This window comes from Lysobacter sp. P5_C4 (genome assembly GCF_054049695.1).
The window spans coordinates 189,068-207,514 of record NZ_JBFULX010000001.1 but is presented as its reverse complement, the minus strand read 5'-3'; the positions used below and the strand labels follow the sequence as shown (position 1 = coordinate 207,514).

18 protein-coding genes are annotated in these 18,447 nt (G+C 67.6%); 16 read left to right on the top strand and 2 right to left on the bottom strand.

The features are described from left to right. The first annotated feature begins 86 nt into the window (after window positions 1-86). The 8 genes from rsmD to ACXJJ8_RS00835 are packed head-to-tail and all read left to right on the top strand — an operon-like array spanning window position 87 to window position 6,354. Complete coding sequence (gene rsmD / locus ACXJJ8_RS00870; RefSeq protein ID WP_499026319.1) at window positions 87-737, top strand: 16S rRNA (guanine(966)-N(2))-methyltransferase RsmD; 651 nt, start codon at window positions 87-89, stop codon at window positions 735-737. Window positions 738-755: 18 nt separating this feature from the next. Next, a complete protein-coding gene (coaD, locus tag ACXJJ8_RS00865) occupies window positions 756-1,256 on the top strand; it encodes a pantetheine-phosphate adenylyltransferase (RefSeq protein ID WP_499026318.1) in 501 nt (166 codons plus the stop codon). Window positions 1,257-1,285: 29 nt separating this feature from the next. Further along, a complete protein-coding gene (locus ACXJJ8_RS00860) occupies window positions 1,286-1,786 on the top strand; it encodes a hypothetical protein (protein ID WP_499026317.1) in 501 nt (166 codons plus the stop codon). Window positions 1,787-1,838: 52 nt separating this feature from the next. Then, window positions 1,839-2,111 carry a YfhL family 4Fe-4S dicluster ferredoxin gene (locus ACXJJ8_RS00855; protein ID WP_499026316.1) on the top strand — a complete coding sequence of 91 codons (273 nt, stop codon included), beginning with the start codon at window positions 1,839-1,841 and terminating at the stop codon, window positions 2,109-2,111. Next, complete coding sequence (ggt, locus tag ACXJJ8_RS00850) at window positions 2,108-3,847, top strand: gamma-glutamyltransferase (protein ID WP_499026315.1); 1,740 nt, start codon at window positions 2,108-2,110, stop codon at window positions 3,845-3,847. Before ACXJJ8_RS00855 ends, ggt begins: the two co-directional genes overlap by 4 nt. Continuing rightward, a complete protein-coding gene (locus tag ACXJJ8_RS00845; RefSeq protein ID WP_499026314.1) occupies window positions 3,844-4,428 on the top strand; it encodes a hypothetical protein in 585 nt (194 codons plus the stop codon). The genes ggt and ACXJJ8_RS00845 overlap by 4 nt, the downstream gene beginning before the upstream one ends. Window positions 4,429-4,465: 37 nt before the next feature. Further along, the gene (locus ACXJJ8_RS00840; protein WP_499026313.1) at window positions 4,466-5,356 is read left to right on the top strand and encodes an MBL fold metallo-hydrolase; all 891 of its coding nucleotides are present in this window, start codon (window positions 4,466-4,468) and stop codon (window positions 5,354-5,356) included. Then, window positions 5,353-6,354 (top strand): TMEM43 family protein, encoded by a 1,002-nt coding sequence (locus tag ACXJJ8_RS00835; RefSeq protein WP_499026312.1) that lies wholly within the window; start codon window positions 5,353-5,355, stop codon window positions 6,352-6,354. Before ACXJJ8_RS00840 ends, ACXJJ8_RS00835 begins: the two co-directional genes overlap by 4 nt. Here ACXJJ8_RS00835 and ACXJJ8_RS00830 read toward each other — a convergent pair whose 3' ends face one another. Beyond that, complete coding sequence (locus ACXJJ8_RS00830) at window positions 6,355-7,860, bottom strand: aminotransferase class III-fold pyridoxal phosphate-dependent enzyme (protein WP_499026311.1); 1,506 nt, start codon at window positions 7,858-7,860, stop codon at window positions 6,355-6,357. 188 nt (window positions 7,861-8,048) lie between these two features. On the opposite strand from ACXJJ8_RS00830, the gene queA reads away from it, so the two are divergent. The 5 genes from queA to secF all read left to right on the top strand — a co-directional run bounded on the left by queA (window position 8,049) and on the right by secF (window position 13,520). Further along, window positions 8,049-9,089: a tRNA preQ1(34) S-adenosylmethionine ribosyltransferase-isomerase QueA gene (gene queA / locus ACXJJ8_RS00825; protein WP_499026310.1), complete on the top strand. Its 1,041-nt coding sequence runs from the start codon at window positions 8,049-8,051 to the stop codon at window positions 9,087-9,089. Further along, a complete protein-coding gene (tgt, locus tag ACXJJ8_RS00820; protein ID WP_499026309.1) occupies window positions 9,086-10,225 on the top strand; it encodes a tRNA guanosine(34) transglycosylase Tgt in 1,140 nt (379 codons plus the stop codon). The genes queA and tgt overlap by 4 nt, the downstream gene beginning before the upstream one ends. 34 nt (window positions 10,226-10,259) lie before the next feature. Continuing rightward, window positions 10,260-10,601 carry a preprotein translocase subunit YajC gene (yajC, locus tag ACXJJ8_RS00815; RefSeq protein ID WP_499026308.1) on the top strand — a complete coding sequence of 114 codons (342 nt, stop codon included), beginning with the start codon at window positions 10,260-10,262 and terminating at the stop codon, window positions 10,599-10,601. A 74-nt stretch (window positions 10,602-10,675) separates the two neighbouring features. After that, window positions 10,676-12,544: a protein translocase subunit SecD gene (gene secD, locus ACXJJ8_RS00810; protein WP_499026307.1), complete on the top strand. Its 1,869-nt coding sequence runs from the start codon at window positions 10,676-10,678 to the stop codon at window positions 12,542-12,544. Window positions 12,545-12,560: 16 nt separating this feature from the next. Further along, window positions 12,561-13,520: a protein translocase subunit SecF gene (secF, locus tag ACXJJ8_RS00805; RefSeq protein ID WP_499026306.1), complete on the top strand. Its 960-nt coding sequence runs from the start codon at window positions 12,561-12,563 to the stop codon at window positions 13,518-13,520. 68 nt (window positions 13,521-13,588) lie between these two features. Here secF and ACXJJ8_RS00800 read toward each other — a convergent pair whose 3' ends face one another. After that, window positions 13,589-14,404 carry an inositol monophosphatase family protein gene (locus tag ACXJJ8_RS00800; protein WP_499026304.1) on the bottom strand — a complete coding sequence of 272 codons (816 nt, stop codon included), beginning with the start codon at window positions 14,402-14,404 and terminating at the stop codon, window positions 13,589-13,591. A 44-nt stretch (window positions 14,405-14,448) separates the two neighbouring features. Between ACXJJ8_RS00800 and ACXJJ8_RS00795 the strand changes: the two genes are divergently transcribed. The 3 genes from ACXJJ8_RS00795 to ACXJJ8_RS00785 all read left to right on the top strand — a co-directional run bounded on the left by ACXJJ8_RS00795 (window position 14,449) and on the right by ACXJJ8_RS00785 (window position 18,444). Next, window positions 14,449-15,309 (top strand): RNA methyltransferase, encoded by an 861-nt coding sequence (locus ACXJJ8_RS00795; RefSeq protein WP_499026303.1) that lies wholly within the window; start codon window positions 14,449-14,451, stop codon window positions 15,307-15,309. A gap of 109 nt (window positions 15,310-15,418) precedes the next feature. Then, complete coding sequence (locus ACXJJ8_RS00790) at window positions 15,419-16,306, top strand: phosphate/phosphite/phosphonate ABC transporter substrate-binding protein (RefSeq protein ID WP_499027178.1); 888 nt, start codon at window positions 15,419-15,421, stop codon at window positions 16,304-16,306. Next, window positions 16,303-18,444, top strand: a complete 2,142-nt coding sequence (locus ACXJJ8_RS00785) for a putative bifunctional diguanylate cyclase/phosphodiesterase (protein ID WP_499026302.1) — start codon at window positions 16,303-16,305, stop codon at window positions 18,442-18,444. The genes ACXJJ8_RS00790 and ACXJJ8_RS00785 overlap by 4 nt, the downstream gene beginning before the upstream one ends. The last annotated feature ends 3 nt before the right edge of the window (window positions 18,445-18,447 follow it).

Below are 18,447 nucleotides of genomic sequence, written 5' to 3'. Positions count from 1 at the left end.
GCAGCGCGTCGGGGCGCGGTGCGTCGGTCGGAAGGTCGGTCGAAGGCGGCGCGCCGTCGTCGGATTTCTTGCGTCGGAACCAGCGCATGCGGCCGCGGCATTCGATCGTGGAGAATGGCCGGCATGGTAGCACCCACCCCCCGAACGCCCCGATGACGCGCCGCGACCCTTCCGCGGGGCACGTCCGCATCATCGGCGGCCGCTGGCGCGGCACGAAGTTGCGCGTGCCCGACCGCCCGGGCCTGCGCCCGAGTTCCGATCGCGTGCGCGAAACGCTGTTCAACTGGTTGATGCCCATGCTGCCCGGCGCGCAGGTGCTCGATCTGTTCGCGGGCACGGGCGCGCTCGGGTTCGAAGCGCTTTCGCGCGGCGCGGCGAGCGCGGTGCTGGTCGAACATGATCGCGAAGCCGCGGCGTGCCTGCGCGAGGTCGCCGCGCGATTGCACGGCGGCGACGCCGCGCAGATCGTGCAGGCCGACGCGATGGCCTGGCTGCATGCGCAGCCCGCGGGCAGTTTCGACCTCGCCTTCGTGGACCCGCCGTTCGACGCGAACCTGTGGGGCGGCGTGCTGCCCGTGCTGGCCCCGCGCTTGCGCGAGAGCGGCTGGTTGTACGTCGAGGGCCCCGCGGCCGACGACGCGCCGCCGCCCGAGGGCTGGCGCCTGCACCGCGAAGGCCGGACGCGCGAGGTGCGCTATGCCCTCTACCGGCGGGTTACACTCGCCGGCGACTCCTGAGCCGATGACGCGCACGCAATGCCCGTTGCCTCCCGCATCGCGGTTTATCCCGGCACGTTCGATCCGATCACGAACGGGCACGTGGACCTCGTCGACCGCGCCGCGCCGCTGTTCGAGCGCCTGATCGTCGGCGTGGCGCAGAGCCCGGGCAAGGGGCCGGCGCTACCGCTGGATTTGCGCGTGGGCCTGGCCAGGCAAGCCTTGTCGCGCCACCCGAACGTGGAAGTGCGCGGCTTTTCCGGTCTGCTCGCGCACTTCGTCACCGAACTGGGCGCCGGCGTCCTGCTGCGCGGCCTGCGCGCGGTGTCGGATTTCGAATACGAGTTCCAGTTGGCGAGCATGAACCGGCACCTGATCCCGGGTGTCGAAACGCTTTTCCTCACGCCCGCCGAGCAATACGGTTTCATTTCCTCGTCGCTGGTACGCGAGATCTCCCGCCTCGGCGGCGATGTCTCGGGGTTCGTGCCGGCGGCGGTCGCCGCAGCGCTGCAGGCCGAATGGCAGCGCACTTCCGTCTGATCGACTTTCCAGTTCCAGGGGGTTCCACCATGCAACACAAGCTGCTCACGATGTCCCGCACGGCGCTGCTCGCGCTGCTCGCCGTCGTCGCCCTGTCGGCGTGCAAGAAGGAAGAAGCGCCGAAGGCCGTGGCCGCAGCGGTGGCCGTGCCCACCAACGGCGACCCGAACGCCTGGCAGGCCTACGCCAGCGACGTGGTCAAGAAAAACATGGACGGCGTGACCAGCGCGCCGTTCGTGTACTTCCTGCCGGCCGAATCCGACCCGAATTTCCAGGACCAGTACGACGCGCAGATGGACAAGGTGAAGATGGATCTCACCCGCGGCATCCTGGAAGGCAACATGCTTGCCTTCGTCTCGCCGGCTTCGGCGAAGATGGGCGACCTGGTCGTCGCGGCGTTCACCGATGTCCCCGCCGATTCGATGAAGGGCGTCAAGGTGCTCTTCATCGGCCAGTCGGCCGACAACGCCCGCGTCCAGCCCGTGGTGCTGAAGTCGGGCGCCAAGTACGTGTTCCAGGAAGCGAAGTAAGCAAAACCCGGCGCGTGGCCGCGTGCCGGCCACGCGCACCGGTTGCAGACCCATGTCCCTCAAGATCAACGAGCTCTGCGTCAACTGCGACGTCTGCGAGCCGGTCTGCCCCAACAAGGCGATCACACAGGGCGAAGCGATCTACGTGATCGATCCGGCACGCTGCACCGAATGCGTTGGCCACTTCGACGAGCCGCAATGCGTCGTCGTCTGTCCGGTGGAATGCATCGACCTCGATCCGGCGCACCCCGAATCCAACGAGCAACTGCTCGCCAAACTCCTGCGACTGCAGCAGGAAGACCGCCCCATGGAGCCTCCTGCATGACGCCTGCGTTGCGCCCGGTCATCCGGCATGCCTTTACTTTCTGCGCGACGCTGTTGCTGTTCGCGACCTTCGAAGCCGCGGCCGCCGACGCGCGCGCTGCACGCCCGCAGCATCCGCCGGGCACCGTCATCGCGAGCGCGCAGGCGCTGGCGACGGACGCAGGCTTCGAAGCGATCCACAACGGCGGCAATGCATTCGACGCCGCGGTCGCCGTGTCCTCCGTGCTCGCGGTCGTCGAACCGATTTCCTCCGGCATCGGCGGCGGCGGGTTCTTCCTGCTGCACGATGCGAAAACCAATCGCGATGTATTCGTCGACGCGCGCGAAACCGCGCCGGAATCGGCGACGCCCGAGGCCTACCTGGACAAGCAGGGCGAACTGGACGTCGACCGCGCCGAAAACGGCCCCTGGTCGGCCGGCATCCCGGGTTTGCCCGCGGCGCTGGTGCACATCGCGTCGAAGTACGGCCGCCTGCCGTTGCGCACGACGCTGGCGCCCGCGATCCGGTTGGCGCGCGATGGTTTCACCGTCTATCCGCGTCTCGAACGCGGCTACGGCAGCCGCCGCGAAGTGATGGAGCGTTACCCCGGTACGCGCGCGGTCTTCCTCGCCGATGGCACGCCACCCAGGGCCGGCGAAATCCTCAAACAACCCGATCTCGCGCGCACGCTCGAATTGCTGGCCGAGAAGGGCCACGAGGGTTTCTACAAGGGCGAAGTCGCCGAAAAATTGTTGAAGGGCGTCGCCGACGAAGGCGGCAAGTGGACCGCCGCGGAACTTGCGGGTTACCACGTGCGCGAACGCGATCCACTGCGCTTCAAGTACCGCGGTTGGGACGTCGTCACCGCACCGCCGCCGTCCTCGGGGGGTGTCGCGCTCGCGCAGATGCTGCAGATCCTGGAAGGCTGGGACCTGGCGAAACTCGACGAGCCGCATCGCATCCACATCGCCGTCGAGGCGATGCGCCGCGCGTTCCGCGATCGCACGATCTACCTGGGCGATCCCGATTTCGTCACCGTGCCGATGGCGCGCCTGATGGACCGCCACTATGCGGCGGGCCTGCGCGCATCGATCCATCCGGACAAGGCGACGCCCAGCGCGTTGATCCCGGGGCAGCCGGCGCCGCTGGAAGACGACGAGACCACGCACTTCGCGATCATCGATGCCGATGGCAATCGCGTCAGCACGACGCAGACGGTCAACCTGTTGTACGGCTCGGGCATGATCGCGCCGGGCACGGGCGTGCTGCTCAACGACGAGATGGACGACTTCGCGCTGCGCCCCGGTACGCCCAATGCATTCGGCGTGATGGGCTTCGAAGCCAACGCGCCCAAGTCCGGCAAGCGCATGCTCAGCTCGATGACGCCGACCTTCCTGGACAACGGCGACAAGGCGATCGCGATCGGCGCGCCCGGTGGCAGCCGCATCATCACCGAGGTGCTGCTCGGCATCCTCGGTTACGACGCGGGGCTGACGCCGCAGCAGGTCGCCGCGTTGCCGCGCTTCCACCACCAATGGATGCCCGACGTGATCTCGGCGGAGAAGGGCGCGTTGTCGCCGGAAACGGTGAAGGCGCTCGAAGCGATGGGCCACACCGTCAACGCCGCCGAGCCGACGTGGGGCAACCTGCAGACCGTGCAATGGGATCGCCGCGCAAATGCGTTGTCGGGCGGAAGCGACCCGCGCAATCCGGTCGGCAAGGCCGAAGTCCGGGTAAGCGAGACGAAGGGCAAATGAGCGAACAACCGCCGAAGAAGCCGACGCTGCACCACGTGCCCGCGATCCTGACGGGCGCGGCGGCGCTGATCGCGTCGCTGACCGCGGTGTACGTCAACGTGCGCGGCGATCGCAATCCGCCGCCGCCCGCGGCCGCCATCGCGCCGGCGGCGCCGCATGTCGTTGCGCAGGCACAAGCCGCGCGCGAAACGCCCAGGCCCGTCGATCGCTTCACCGTCGTCGTCGACCGCATCGCCGTCGAACACGATGGCTCGCCTGGCACCACCGATTGGCGCTTCACGGTGGAAGCCGACGACGATGCCTTGTTCGCCTTCCAGCAGGATGACCTGGACGACACCGGCGGCCGCAACGTGGCGGTGCCCAAAGACGCCTCGGGCGTGCTGCGCCTGGAAGGCCGTCCGGGTGCGCGGATCGTGATCAAGGGCTGGCGCGGGCGCCTGTTCGGGCTCGGGCGGGCGCCGGATGCGACGGGCGCGGGCCTTCTGTCGGCCAGCGGCGTGATCGGCGCGATCCGCGTGGCCGCGAGCGAACCCGAAGGCGGCACGTTCGTCTTCCATCTGTCCGCCGATCCGGTGCGCTAGCGATCCGTTAACCATCCCGCGGCTTACAATCGGCCGCATGAAGCTCTGGTCGATCCTCGGCAACTCGCAGAAGCTCGATGGCGGCGCGATGTTCGGCAACGCGCCGCGCGCGTTGTGGTCGCGCTGGTCGGCGCCCGACGAAGCCAATCGCATCGCGCTGGCCTGCCGCGCGTTGCTCGCCAGCCCGCTCAACGGCAAGACGGTCCTGTTCGAAACGGGCATCGGCGCGTTCTTCGATCCGAAGATGCGCGAGCGCTACGGCGTCGTCGAAGAACGCCACGTGCTGCTCGAATCCTTGCATGCCGCCGGCTTCGAACATGAAGACGTGGATGTCGTCGTCCTCTCGCACCTGCACTTCGACCACGCCGGCGGCCTGCTCGCGCCCTGGGCCGAAGGCCGCGCGCCGGAACTGTTGTTCCCCAATGCGACCTATGTCGTGAGCAAGGAATGCTGGGAGCGCGCGAACCATCCGCATGCGCGCGACCGTGCGTCCTTCATTCCCGAGTTGCAGGCGCTGCTGGAAAACAGCGGGCGCCTGGAATTGGTCGAAGGCACGCATACGCCGGCGCTCGGCAGGAGCGTGCGCTTCCACTTCAGCGACGGGCACACGCCCGGTTTGATGCTGTCGGAAATCATCGGTCCGGATGCGAGCAACGGAGAAGCGCACGGCGGCGTGGTCTTCTGCGCCGATCTCATCCCCGGGCGGCCATGGGTGCACGTGCCGATCACGATGGGCTACGACCGCAACGCCGAATTGCTGATCGACGAAAAGCGCGAATTCCTGGAAGACAAGCTCGCGCGCAACGTGCATCTGTTCTTCACGCACGATCCCGGATGCGCGCTGGCGCAAGTGGTGCGCGACGCGGCCGGCCGCTTCGGCACGACACACGAAGTGGCCGAACTGCACGCGCGGGCCCTGGCGGCATGAGCCCCGCGCTGCGCGGCATCCTCGCGCTGCTGATGTTGCTCGCGGCGGGATTCGTGCACGCGCAGGAAGGCGACCCGGTGTCCGATGAAGTGGTGCGCGACCGCGAGTTCGGCGTGAGCGCGCGGCATTTCGGCCTGGAGCGTCGGGTCGAGATGTTCCAGTGGCGCGCGAAGGACGGCGGTTACGAGCGCGTCTGGAGCGAAACGCCCATCGATGCGGGCGGTTACTCGCCGGGCCACGAGAACCCGGAATTCCCGATGCGCGGCCGGCGCTGGACCGGGCAGCGCGTGACGCTCGACGACAAACCCCTCGACCGCAGCGTGATCGAGCAATACGGTCAGTGGCGCTTGTTCCGCCCGAATTTCTCGGCGCTGCCGGGGAATCTGGCGGCGACCTTCCAGCCCGAAGGCGACGGGCTCGGCAGCGCGGAGAATCCGCTGGATCCGCAGATCGGCGACCTGCGCATCGGTTGGCGCGAATTGACCTTGCCGCCGCTGAAGGGGCGCGTGTCGCTCGAACGCGGGACCTGGTTCCCGATCGCCGGCGATCCGCTGGATGCGCGCGACGACCCGCCGTTGCCGCAACTGGCGGCAAGCGCGGCCGCGGTGCCGCTGCCGACGACGACGCTGCTGTTCGCCGCGCTGCACGCGCTGATGTTGATGGCGTTGACCGCGCAGGTGTCGCGTTTGCGCACGAAGGCGGGCGTCGGCATCGGTGCCGGTGAATCCAACGACCTGCGACGCTGGATCCGCGTGCATGGCAACTTCACCGAGTACGTGCCGCTGACGTTGCTGCTTCTGGCACTGCTCGAAATCGCGGGCATCGGCCGCCAGTGGATCTTCACCGGCGGCGCGCTGTTGTTGCTCGGTCGCGTGTTGCACGCGTGGGGCCTGGGCCGGCACGCGGGGACGTCGATCGGGCGATTCGTCGGGATGGTGCTGACGATGGTGGTGCTGGGAAGCGCGGCGATTGCCGCGCTCCGGATCACGATGCGCTGATCAGGCCGCCGCGGCCTGCGCCTGCCGCGGACCTTCCACCAACGCACGCTTCACCATCGAAACCAGCAGATCGATCTCTTCGCTGTCGACCATGAAGTGCGGGGTGAAGCGCAGCGAATTGGCGCCGCCATGGATCACGCCCATGCCGTGTTCGCGCAGCCATTCTTCGGTCGAGCCCACGCCGTAGCCCTTGAACTGCGGCGCAAGTTCGCACGAGAACAGCAGGCCGGTGCCCTGGACCTTGGTGATCAGGCCGCCGAGTTCGGACTTCAGCGCTTCCAGCTTGGCGATGGCTTCCTTGCCGCGCTCGCGGATGTTGGCGCGCATCGCCGGCGTGAACTGTTCGAGCACCGCGACCGCGACATCGAGCGCGCGCGGGTTGGTGGTCATCGTGTTGCCGTAGGTGCCGGCGCGATACAGCTTCTCGGCGCGCTCGCTGACGGCGAGCACCGACAGCGGGTACTGCGCGGCGTTGAGCGCCTTGGAATACGTTTCCATGTCCGGCGCTTCCAGGCCTTCGAAGCCGGGGTAGTCGACGATCGACAGCACGCCGTTCGCACGCAGGCCGGCCTGGATGGAGTCGACGAGGAACAGCGAACCGTGCGTCTTCGTCAGCTCGCGCGCGGCGGCGTAGAAGGCCGGCGGCACGCTGCGGCCCGGGTCGCCTTCGCCCATCACCGGCTCGAGGAACATCGCCTCGATGAACCAGTTGTTGGTGTCTGCATCGGCGAAGACCTGCTTGAGCTGGTCGATGTCGTAGGGCTCGACGGTCAGCACCGTGTCCTCGCCGCGGAAGCTGGCAAGGTGCTGGATGTAGGTCTTGCGCGAGGAATCCGAATACAGCGCCGGGCGCTCGGTGCGGCCGTGGAAGCTGCCCTTCACCACGATGCGCTTGATGGCGCGGCCGGCGTGCTTTGCGCCCGGGTCGGTCATCAGCTTGGTGTTGACATCCGCGATGCGCGCGGCGAGCGACACGCTCTCCGAGCCGGAGTTCAGGCACAGGAACTTGGTGTACGGGCTGCCGCCGCGCGTGTGGCCGATTTCCTTGCGCATCGCGCGGTCGAAGCGCAGCTGCGAAAGATTCGGCGTCATGATGTTGGCCATCGCCTGCGGGCGGGCCATCGCGGCGATCACTGCGTCCGGCGTGTGGCCAAGACCCAGCATGCCGTAGCCGCCCGAGTCGTGGAGCACCGCGCCCTTGAGCGTGACCACCCACGGGCCGCGTGCGGCCAGCGCGACGTACGGGTTCACCGCGTCCATCGAATAGAAGTTGACGTAACCGTCCTGCACGGCGCGGATCTGCGCATCTTCGTCCAGGTCCAGCAGGTCGGCGAACTCGCCGCGCACGCGCGCGTATTCGGCGGCGGCGGCGGCGATGGCGTGCGCGAGTTCGGGGTGGTTCGCGGACAGACGCAGCAGCGTGGCGTCGTCGAGACCTTGCGTCCGACGCTTGCCGCCATGGGCGCGCAGGGGGGCGAGGGGAGCGAGCAAAGCGTTGGCGTTCATGGCACGAACCTCGGGAAAATCTTGACGATGGGAACCCTCGAAAACAAAAACGCGGCGGGGCCGCGCAGTGCGTGTTTCCTTGGGATTTCAAAAGCTTGCGCGAGTCTACCACCCGGCACCCCCCGATATAACCCCCGCCGGCCGCTACACTAGGCGGCCTTGTTCGACCGGCCCGCGGGCCACCTGCCTTGAAGCGCTCCGACTTCCATTACGACCTGCCGCAGGCGCTGATCGCGCAGGCCCCGCTGCCCGAACGCTCCGCGAGCCGCCTGCTGGTCGTCGAACCCGCGCCCGCGCCCCTGCGCGACCGCGGCGTGCGCGATTTGCCGGAGCTGCTGCGCGCCGGCGACCTGCTGGTCTTCAACGACACCCGCGTCATCCCCGCGCGCCTGTTCGGCCGGAAGGCCAGCGGCGGGCGCGTGGAAATCCTCATCGAACGCCTGCTGCCGGGTGAGGAAGCCCGCGCCCAGGTCGGCGCAAGCAAATCGCCGAAGGCCGGCGCGCGCATCGCACTGGACGCGGGCGGCGAAGCCGAAGTGCTGGGGCGCGAAGGCGAGTTCTATCGCCTGCGCTTCCACGTCGATGGCCCGTTCGCCGATTGGCTGCAGCGCGCCGGCCGCCTGCCGTTGCCGCCGTACATCCAGCGCGACGCCGACGCCAGCGACGATGCGCGTTACCAGACGGTCTTCGCCAGGGAAACCGGCGCCGTCGCCGCGCCGACCGCGGGCCTGCATTTCGACGATGCATTGCTCGAGGCGTTGCGCGCGAAGGGCATCGCATTCGGGCACGTCACCTTGCATGTCGGCGCAGGCACGTTCCAGCCGGTGCGCGTGGAGGAACTGGCCGAACACCGCATGCATTCCGAATGGCTCAACGTCGGCGCCGAGCTGGTGGAAAAAATCAACGCCACGCGTGCGAACGGCGGACGCGTGATCGCCGTCGGCACGACGGTCGTGCGTGCCCTCGAATCGGCACGCGTCGATGGCGTGTTGCAAGCGTTCGCCGGCGAAACGTCGATCTTCATCCTCCCGGGCTATCGCATCGGCAGCGTCGATGCGCTGCTCACCAACTTCCATCTGCCGGAGAGCACCTTGCTCATGCTGGTGTCCGCGTTCGCCGGCAAGGCGCGCATCTTCGAGGCCTATGCGCACGCGATCGCGCAGGGCTACCGGTTCTTCTCCTACGGCGACGCGATGCTGCTGTGGCCGTCGAACGAGGCGGGCGCATGAGCCGCATGCGTTTCGAATTCCTCGGCCAGGACGGCGGCGCACGCCGCGGGCGCCTGCATTTCCCGCGCGGAACGGTGGAAACGCCCGCGTTCATGCCGGTGGGCACGTACGGGTCGGTCAAAGGCGTATTTCCCGAAGACATCCGTGCGCTGGGCGCCGAAATCATCCTCGGCAACACCTTCCACCTGTATTTGCGCCCCGGGCTCGAAGTGATCGAAGCGCATGGTGGCTTGCATGGGTTCGCGCGCTGGGACGGGCCGATCCTCACCGACTCCGGCGGTTTCCAGGTCTTCTCGCTCGCGCATCGCCGCAAGATCACCGAGAAGGGCGTGACCTTCGCGGCGCCGACCGATGGTTCGACCGTCTTCCTCGGCCCGGAGGAAAGCATGCGCATCCAGCGCGTGCTCGATTCGGACATCGTGATGATCTTCGACGAATGCACGCCGTATCCGGCGACGCAGGAAGTCGCGCAAGCGTCCATGCAACTCAGCCTGCGCTGGGCCGAGCGTTCCAGGCGTGCGCACGAAGGCAACGACGCGGCGCTGTTCGGCATCGTGCAGGGCGGGGTGCATCACGACCTTCGCAGCGCATCGGCCGCGGGGTTGCGGGAGATCGGCTTCGACGGCTATGCGATCGGCGGCCTTGCGGTCGGGGAACCCGAGCACGAACGCAACGCGATGCTCGACCACACCTGCCCGCAGCTTCCGGACGACCGTCCGCGCTACCTGATGGGCGTGGGGCGGCCCGAGGACCTGGTCGAAGCGGTGGCGCGCGGCGTGGACATGTTCGACTGCGTGATGCCCACGCGGAACGCGCGCAACGGCCACTACTTCACCGGCACCGGCACGGTGCGCATCCGCAATGCCAAGTACGAGAAGGACACCAGGCCCATCGAGGCGGGCTGCGGATGCCCGACGTGTTCGGGCGGCTATACGCGCGCGTACCTGCGCCACCTGGACCGCTGCAACGAAATGCTGGCGCCGATGCTCGGCACCCTCCACAACCTCTGGTACTACGAAAAGCTGATGGCGGACATGCGTTCCGCCATCGAGCGGGGAACCTTCGCGGCGTTCAGGGAGTCTTTCCACGCCGCCCGCGCTGCTTCCCCGGGGGCGCAGCCCACCCACGTGGCATAATCCCCCGCCTTTTCACATTGCCGGACCCAGCTAAATGGACCTGCTCGACCTGTTGATCGCCCCCGCCCACGCCCAGGCCGCCGCTCCGGCCGCCGGCGGCAGCATGTGGCAGACGCTTTTGCTCCCCGTCGTCTTCATCGGCCTGATGTACTTCCTGATGATCCGCCCGCAGATGAAGCGCCAGAAGGAACACCGCGGGATGCTCGACAAGCTCAATCGCGGCGACGAGGTGATCACCAGCGGCGGCATCGCCGGCACGGTCACCGAGCTCGGCGACAACTTCGTCACCGTCGAAGTGGCCAACGGCGTGCAGCTGCGCGTGCAGCGCGGCGCCATCGCCAACGTGCTTCCGAAGGGCACGCTGAAGTCCACTTGATCCACTAGTTTTTTCCGAAGACTTTTCACGAAACGCAGTTGCGGCGGCCGTCCGGGTCGCCGCGGGGTCGCCCGATGCTCGAATACGCGCGCTGGAAATACGTCGTCATCCTGCTGGTCCTGGTGCTGAGCACGCTGTACGCGTTGCCCAACATCTATCCGCAGGATCCCTCGGTGCAGGTCACCGCCAACCGCGGGTCGACCGTGGATGCGACCACCAAGTCGCGCGTCGAGGGCACGCTGAAGAAGATCGGCGTCGCCCCGAAGACGGTGGAGCTCACCAAGGACGGCAACCTGCTCGTTCGCCTGCGCGATCCGAACGTGCAGATCAAGGCGGCCGATGCGATCCGCGAGGCGATGGGCAGCGACTATGTCGTCGCGCTCAACCTCGCCTCGACGGTGCCGGACTGGCTGCAGAAGATCGGCGCGCATCCGATGCTGCTCGGCCTCGACCTCCAGGGCGGCGTCCACTTCCTGATGCAGGTCGACCAGCAGGCCGCGCTGGCCAAGCGTTTCGAAGCCACGGCCGAAGACGTGCGCGTGGCGCTGCGCGAGGGCGGAGTGGCCTACACCTCGGTCGAGCGCCGGCCCGACAACAGCATCATCGCCACGCTCGCTTCCAACGCCGATCCGGCGAAGGCGCGCAGCCTCCTCGCCAAGCAGCTGCCCACCCTGCAGCAGCTCGACAGCGACCTGTCGAACCAGGTCGTCGTGCGCATCCCGCAGGCGGAACTGGACAAGGTGGCGACCGATGCCATCGAGCAGAACGTCAGCACGCTGCGCAACCGCATCAACGAGCTCGGCGTGGCCGAGCCGATCATCCAGCGCCAGGGCACCGACCGCGTGGTCGTGCAGTTGCCGGGCGTGCAGGACACCGCCGAAGCCAAGCGCATCCTCGGCGCCACCGCGACGCTGGAATTCCGCGGCGTGCACGAAGGCAGCATCGAAGATGCGGTCAAGGGCAACGTCCCGCCGGACGCGCGCCTGTTCACCGCGCGCGGCCGCAACGGCGGCCCCAGCTATCCGGTGCTGTTGAAGAAGCGCGTCATCGTTTCGGGCGAACAGCTCGTCGGCGCGCAAGCCACGCGCTCGCCGGACGACGGCTCCCCGGCGGTGTCGATCACGCTCAATGGCCCGGGCGGCCAGCGCATGTTCGACTACTCCAGCGAGAACGTCGGCAAGGGCCTGGCGGTCGTCTACATCGAACGCATCCCGGAAGTGAAAGTCATCGACGGCAAGGAAGTGCGCAGCACCAAGGTGAAGGAAGAGGTGATCTCGGTCGCCAACATCCGCGAACCGCTGGGCAAGAACTTCCAGACCTCGGGCCTGGACAGCCCGAAGGACGCCTCCGACCTCGCGCTGCTGCTGCGCGCAGGTGCGCTCGCGGCGCCTATGGAATTCGTCGACGAACGGACCGTCGGTCCGAGCCTGGGTGCGGAGAACGTCGAGCGCGGCATGACGGCGGTGCTTTACTCCTTCTCCTTCGCGCTGGTCTTCTTCCTCGTCTACTACCGCATGTTCGGCATCGTCACGTCGGTTGCGTTGCTCATCAACCTGCTGATGGTGATCGCGGTGATGTCGATCCTCGGCGCGACCCTGACCTTGCCGGGCCTGGCGGGCATCGCCCTGACAGTCGGCATGTCGGTGGACGCGAACGTGCTGATCAACGAACGCATCCGGGAAGAGTTACGCCTGGGAATGCCGCCATTGGGTGCGATCAAGGAAGGCTACGAACGCGCGGCGGGCACCATCGCCGACGCCAACATCACGGCCATCCTCGCGGGCATCGCGCTGTTCGCCTTCGGCACCGGCGCGGTGAAGGGCTTCGCCGTCTCGCTGATCGTCGGCATCCTGACGTCCATGTACACCGCGGTGTCGGTCTCGCGCGGCATCGCCACGCTGATCTACGGCCACCGCCGCAAGCTCAAGTCCATCGCGGTCTGATCGGGAAGCCACGCAAATGAAACCGTTCAACGTCTTCCCGTACGACAGCAACATCAACTTCATGCGCATGCGCTGGGTGTCGCTGACGATCGCGGCGCTCATCATGTTCGTCGGCATCTTCGCGATGGTCGACAAGGGCTTCAACTTCGCGCTGGACTTCACCGGCGGCGTGGGCGTCGAGCTGCGCTTCCAGAAGCCCGCGGATGTCGACGGCATCCGTTCGCGCCTGGAAAAGGCCGGCTACGCCAACGCGGTGGTGCAGACCTTCGGCACCGGCAGCGACGTGCTCGTGCGATTGCAGGATCGTCCGCATGGTGCGGCGCAGGCCGGCGGCACGTCGTCCAGCATCGCGCAGGAAGTCCGCACGCTCGCCTCTTCGCCCGACAACCAGGCCGAGGTCCGCAGCAGCGCGCAGATCTCGCCGCAGGTGGGCAAGGAACTGGCGCAGAACGGGCTGTACGCGCTGTTGTTCGTGCTGGTCGGGTTCGGCATCTACATCTCGGCCCGCTTCGAATGGAAGTTCGCCGCGGCGGCGATCGTGACCACGCTGCATGACGTCATCGTCGTTGCGGGCTGGTTCGCGGTGAGCGGGCACGAGTTCGACCTGACGGTGCTCGCAGGTGTGTTGTCGGTGATGGGCTACTCGATCAACGACACGATCGTGGTGTTCGACCGCGTGCGCGAAAACTTCCGCGGCATGCGCGCGCCGCCGTACGAGGTGTTGAACAAGTCGGTCAACCAGACGCTCTCGCGGACGGTGATCACCTCGTTCGTTGCCTTCCTGACGGTGTTCGCGCTGTACGTGTACGGCGGCGGTTCGCTGCGCGGCATGGCCGAGTCGCAGATGATCGGCATCGTGATCGGTACGCTGTCCTCGATCTTCGTGGCCTGCCCGCTGCTGATGTGGTTCGGCGCTAGCAAGCAGGACCTGATGCCGAAGGCGCGCGACGAAGCGGCGCTGGCGCGTCGTCCGTAACGGCCGGCGGGACAGGAAAGAAAAAAGCCGCGCAATGCGCGGCTTTTTTCGTTGCAACGTTTCGTCGATCAAAACGCGGCGGCGTATCCGGAACTCACGATCGCCTTCTGCAACTGCTCGCTGAGCTTGAGGTTGCCCGCCACCAGCTGCCGGCCGAGGATGCCGCGCTGGTCCATCGGGCCGGTCGAGGCGCCGCGGAAGTCGGTCACCCGGCCGCCGGCTTCACGCACGAGCAACACGCCCGCGGCGATGTCCCACGGCTTCACGCCCGCCTCGAAGTAACCATCGACGCGACCGCAGGCGACGTACGCCAGGTCGAGCGCCGCCGAACCGGTGCGGCGGATGTCTTCGGCATCGCGCAGCAATTCGCCGACGCAGGCCAGGTGGGGCGCGAGGCGTTCGCGCTCGCGCGGCGGGAAGCCGGTGATGAGCATCGCGCCGGTGAGATCCTTGCGCTCCGTCACGCGCAGCTTGCGGTCGTTGAGCACCGAGCCGCTGCCCTTGCTGGCGGTAAACAACTCGTTGCGCAACGGATCGAAGATCACCGCGTGCTGCGGTTCGCCACCTTCGACCAGCGCGATCGACACGCACCAGTGCGGGATGCCGTGGAGGTAATTGCTGGTGCCGTCGAGCGGATCGATGACGAAGGTGGAGCGGCCGCGGCCGCTGGCGCCGGTTTCCTCGCCGAGGATCGCGCAGTCGGGCATCGCACGCTTGAGCTCCTTGACGATCTCCGCCTCGGCCAGGCCGTCGACTTCGCTCGCATAGTCCATGCGCTCTTTTTCAACGACGTTGAGCGCGTCGAGGCGGTTCATGTGGCGCAAAAGCACGTTGCCCGCGGCGCGGGCGGCCTTGACCATGACGGTGACGGCGGGTTTCTGCATGGACGGGGCCGATCGCGAGGGTCGCGGAGTTTAACATTCGCGCCATGAGCGAACCGATTCCCCCAGCGTCCCCCCTCGAAAGCCTCGCGCGCGATCGCGTCCGCATCGTCCTCGTCGGCACCCAGCACCCCGGCAACATCGGGGCGGCGGCCCGCGCGATGAAGACGATGGGCCTGGCCCGGCTGGTGCTGGTCGCGCCCGAAAAGGCGCCCAATGCCGATACCGTCGCGATGGCCGCAGGCGCCGAGGACCTCGTCGCGCAGGCGCCGGTCTTCGCATCGCTGGCCGATGCCGTCGCCGATTGCGCCCTCGTGCTCGGCTGCACCGCACGCAGCCGCCGCGTTCAACTGGAACAGCTCATGCCGGACGAAGGCGCCGCCCGCGCGCTGTCCCTCGCCACGCAGGGGCAGGCGGCGCTGGTCTTCGGCCGCGAGCGCACGGGCCTGACCAACGACGAGCTCCAGCTCTGCCATGCGGCGATCCACATCCCGTCCGATCCCGCCTTCAGTTCGCTCAATCTCGCCGCGGCCGTGCAGGTGTTGAGCTACGAAGTCCGCCGCGCGGCGCTGGGCGGGGAGGCCGCCGAACGGCCCGCGGACGCCCCTGCGCTCCCGGCATCGGAAGAGGGTCACGCGCCCCATGCCGAGCTCGAAGGCTTCTTCGCCCAGTTGGCTGAAACGCTCGATGCCATCGACTTCCACAAGGGCCGCACCCCGGATTCGGCAATGCGCAAGCTCCGCCGGTTGTACCTGCGCGCCGGCCTGGGCAGCGCCGAAGTCCGCCTGCTGCGCGGCGTGCTGGCCGATACCCAGCGGATGGCGATGCTCGCAGGGCGCACGTATCCGCCGGCAGGGCCTGACGAAACTGCCTGTAACGGCGATCAATCCCTGTCTCCGCGCGGATAAATGGGCTAGGCTTCCCGCAATTGGGGGAGTCAGCAGGGCTTTGCCTTTGGTTGCGTTCCGTCGCATTGCCGCTGGGCTGTTGTGCATCGCCGCGGCGCTCACATCCCCCCTGATCCATCGCGACGCCCGTGCGGCGGACGCGACGGGCGTGGACGACGCGCACGTGCTCGTCCTCGGCCGCATCAGCGACGATCCCAAGGAACATTACGAACAACTCAAGCCGCTGCTCGACTACGTCGTGCCGCGCATGGCCGATGTCGGCATCCGCGAGGGCCGCATCCTGATGGCCCACGACGTGCAGCAGATGAACAGCTACCTGCGCCGTGGCCGCGTCGACTGGGTCACCGAAACCGCCGGCACCGGGATGCTGCTGAAACAAGGGTCGGGCGCGCAACCGTTGCTGCTCACCGAGCGCGACGGCGTCAGCGAATACACGAGCGTGTTCTTCGTGCGCAAGGACAGCGGGATCCGAAACCTGGCCGACATGCGCGGTCGCCGCGTCGCATTCCAGAATCCCTATTCGACCAGCGCTTATTACGTGCCCGCGTCCGAACTGCTCGACCAGGGCCTGAAGCTCGAAATCCTGCTTTCGCCGATGGACCGCGCCGAACCCGGCAGCGTCGGTTACCTGTTCGCGCGCACCGAGTTGAACATCTCCACGTGGGTGCACAAGCGCATGGCCGATGTCGGGGTGATGAGCAACCTGGACTGGCAGAACCCGCAACGCGTTCCCGCGGCGTTCCGCGCCGACCTTGCGATCGTGCACGAAACCTCGCCGTACCCGCGCGCGCTGGAAATGGTGCGCGGCACGATGGACCCGAAGGTCGCCGCACGCCTGCGCGAAGTCCTGATCGAAGCCTCCCGCGATCCCGATGCGCGCGAGGCGCTGCTGCGCTTCTTCAAGACCACGCGCTTCCTGCCCATCGACGATCGCGCGCAGCGGGCGCTGCAGCACATCGGCGGCGGCGTGCAGCGCATCCGCGCGGAGGTCGAATGACCTTGCGCTTCGGGTTGCAGGCGAAGTTCCTTGCCGGCATGGCCCTGGTCCTGCTCGGCGTGCTCGCGCTGATGGTCGTGATGTGGCAGCGCCAGGAAACGATGCAGGCGCAGGTCTTCGACGTCGGCCGCCAGACCATGCGCGAGCTTGTCGGCGAGCGCCTCAAGCGCCGCGGCGAGGCGGGCGTGCAGCAACTGGCCGACTCGCTCACCAACCCGATGTATTACTCCGACCTGGATGCCATCGGCACGCTCGCGCGCGCGGCGATGCGCCAACCCGACGTCGCCTACGTGCTCGTGTTCGACCCGCAGGGCCGCATCGTGCACGACGGCTCCGGCGACATCCCGGCCTTCGGCCAGCCGATGAACGATCCCTTCGCCTTCGAGGTCGTCACCGCGCGCAACACGCACGTGCAGAGTTCCGATCGCATCGTCGATATTTCCGCGCCGATCATGATCGGCGACCAACGCCTGGGCGGCGTGCGCATGGGCTATTCGCTGTCGGCACTCAAGCGCGACGAGGACAGCGCGAACGGCGCGATGCACGCGCGGCTGGAAGCGATCGGCCGCAAGCACGTGGTGTGGATCGCGATGATCGGCGCTGGGCTGCTCGCGCTTGGTGCGATCGTCGTCGCACTCGTGCAGAAGACGCTCGTCCGACCGATCCGGCAACTTGCCGATGTCGCGCAGGAAATCGAGGCCGGCAACTTCGAGACCGACGCACCGGTGACCAGCCGGGGGGACGAGGTCGGCGACCTGGTGCGCGCCTTCGGCCGCATGAGCAGCAGCGTGGCGCGCCACGACCGCGACATTCGCCGCATGGCCTACAGCGATGCGCTGACGGGCCTGGCCAATCGCCTGGCGTTCCGCGAGTCGCTCGACCGCCGCCTGCTGCAGTTGCGCGGCGCCGGACGACAACTGGCGTTGTTGTTCGCCGACATCGACGACTTCAAGCGCGTCAACGACACGCTCGGCCACGATGCCGGCGACGAAGTGCTCGTGCAATTCGCCAACCGCATCCGCGAAACCGTCGAACGCATGGGCGGCGAGGGTGCGATGCTCGCGCGTTTCGGTGGCGACGAATTCGTCATCCTCATCGAAAGCGTGCTCTCGCCGACGGGCAACCACGGCGACGTCCGCACCGCCGCGAGCCGCCTGGCCGAAGCGCTCGTCGGCGAGCTGAGCCGTCCGATCGTGGTGCAGGAACGCCAGGTGTTCCTCGGCACGTCCATCGGCATCACGCTGTTCCCGGAAGACGCATCGGGCTCGACGATGCTGATGAAGAACGGCGACATCGCGATGTACCAGGCGAAGGTCGCCGGCAAGAACTGCCATCGCTTCTATTCGCGCGCGATGGACCAGGCGGTCGAACGCCGCGTGCGCATGGAACAGGACCTGCGCGGCGCGTGGGACCGCGGCGAACTGAGCCTGGCCTACCAGCCCGTCTACAGTCTGGCCGACAACCAGTTGCGCGGCGCCGAAGCACTGCTGCGCTGGCAGCATCCGGAGCACGGTGCGATCGCGCCCTCGGTGTTCATCGATGTCGCCGAACAGAGCGGCCTGATCGAAACCATCGGCCCGCAGGTGCTGCGTGCCGCGTGCGAAGACACGGTGCGTTGGCAACAGGCGCATCCGAAGGCCGACAAGTTGTTCGTCTCCGTCAACGTGTCCCCGCGCCAGCTGCGCAGCGGCGATCTCCCGCGCGTGGTCGCGAGCACGTTGAAAGACACGGGCCTGGAAGCCGAACGCCTGCACCTGGAGCTCACCGAAACCGCGGTCATCGGCGACGAGATCCACGCGAGCGGCCTGCTTTCGCGCCTGCGCGCGTCGGGCGTGAAGATCTGGCTCGACGATTTCGGCACGGGCTTCTCCGGCCTGAGCCACCTGCGCCGCGTGCCGGTCGACGGCGTGAAGATCGATCGCAGCTTCATCGCCGACGTCCTGCGCGATCCCGACGACCTGGCGCTCACCACCGCGATCATCGCGATGGCGCACTCGCTGGGCATCACGGTGGTCGCCGAGGGCGTGGAGAAGGAAGGCCAGTTCGACATCCTGCGCGAACGCGGCTGCGACCTCGCGCAAGGCTATTGGCTCGGTTATCCGATGAACGCCCACGACTTCGGGCAGTTGCTGACCTGACAA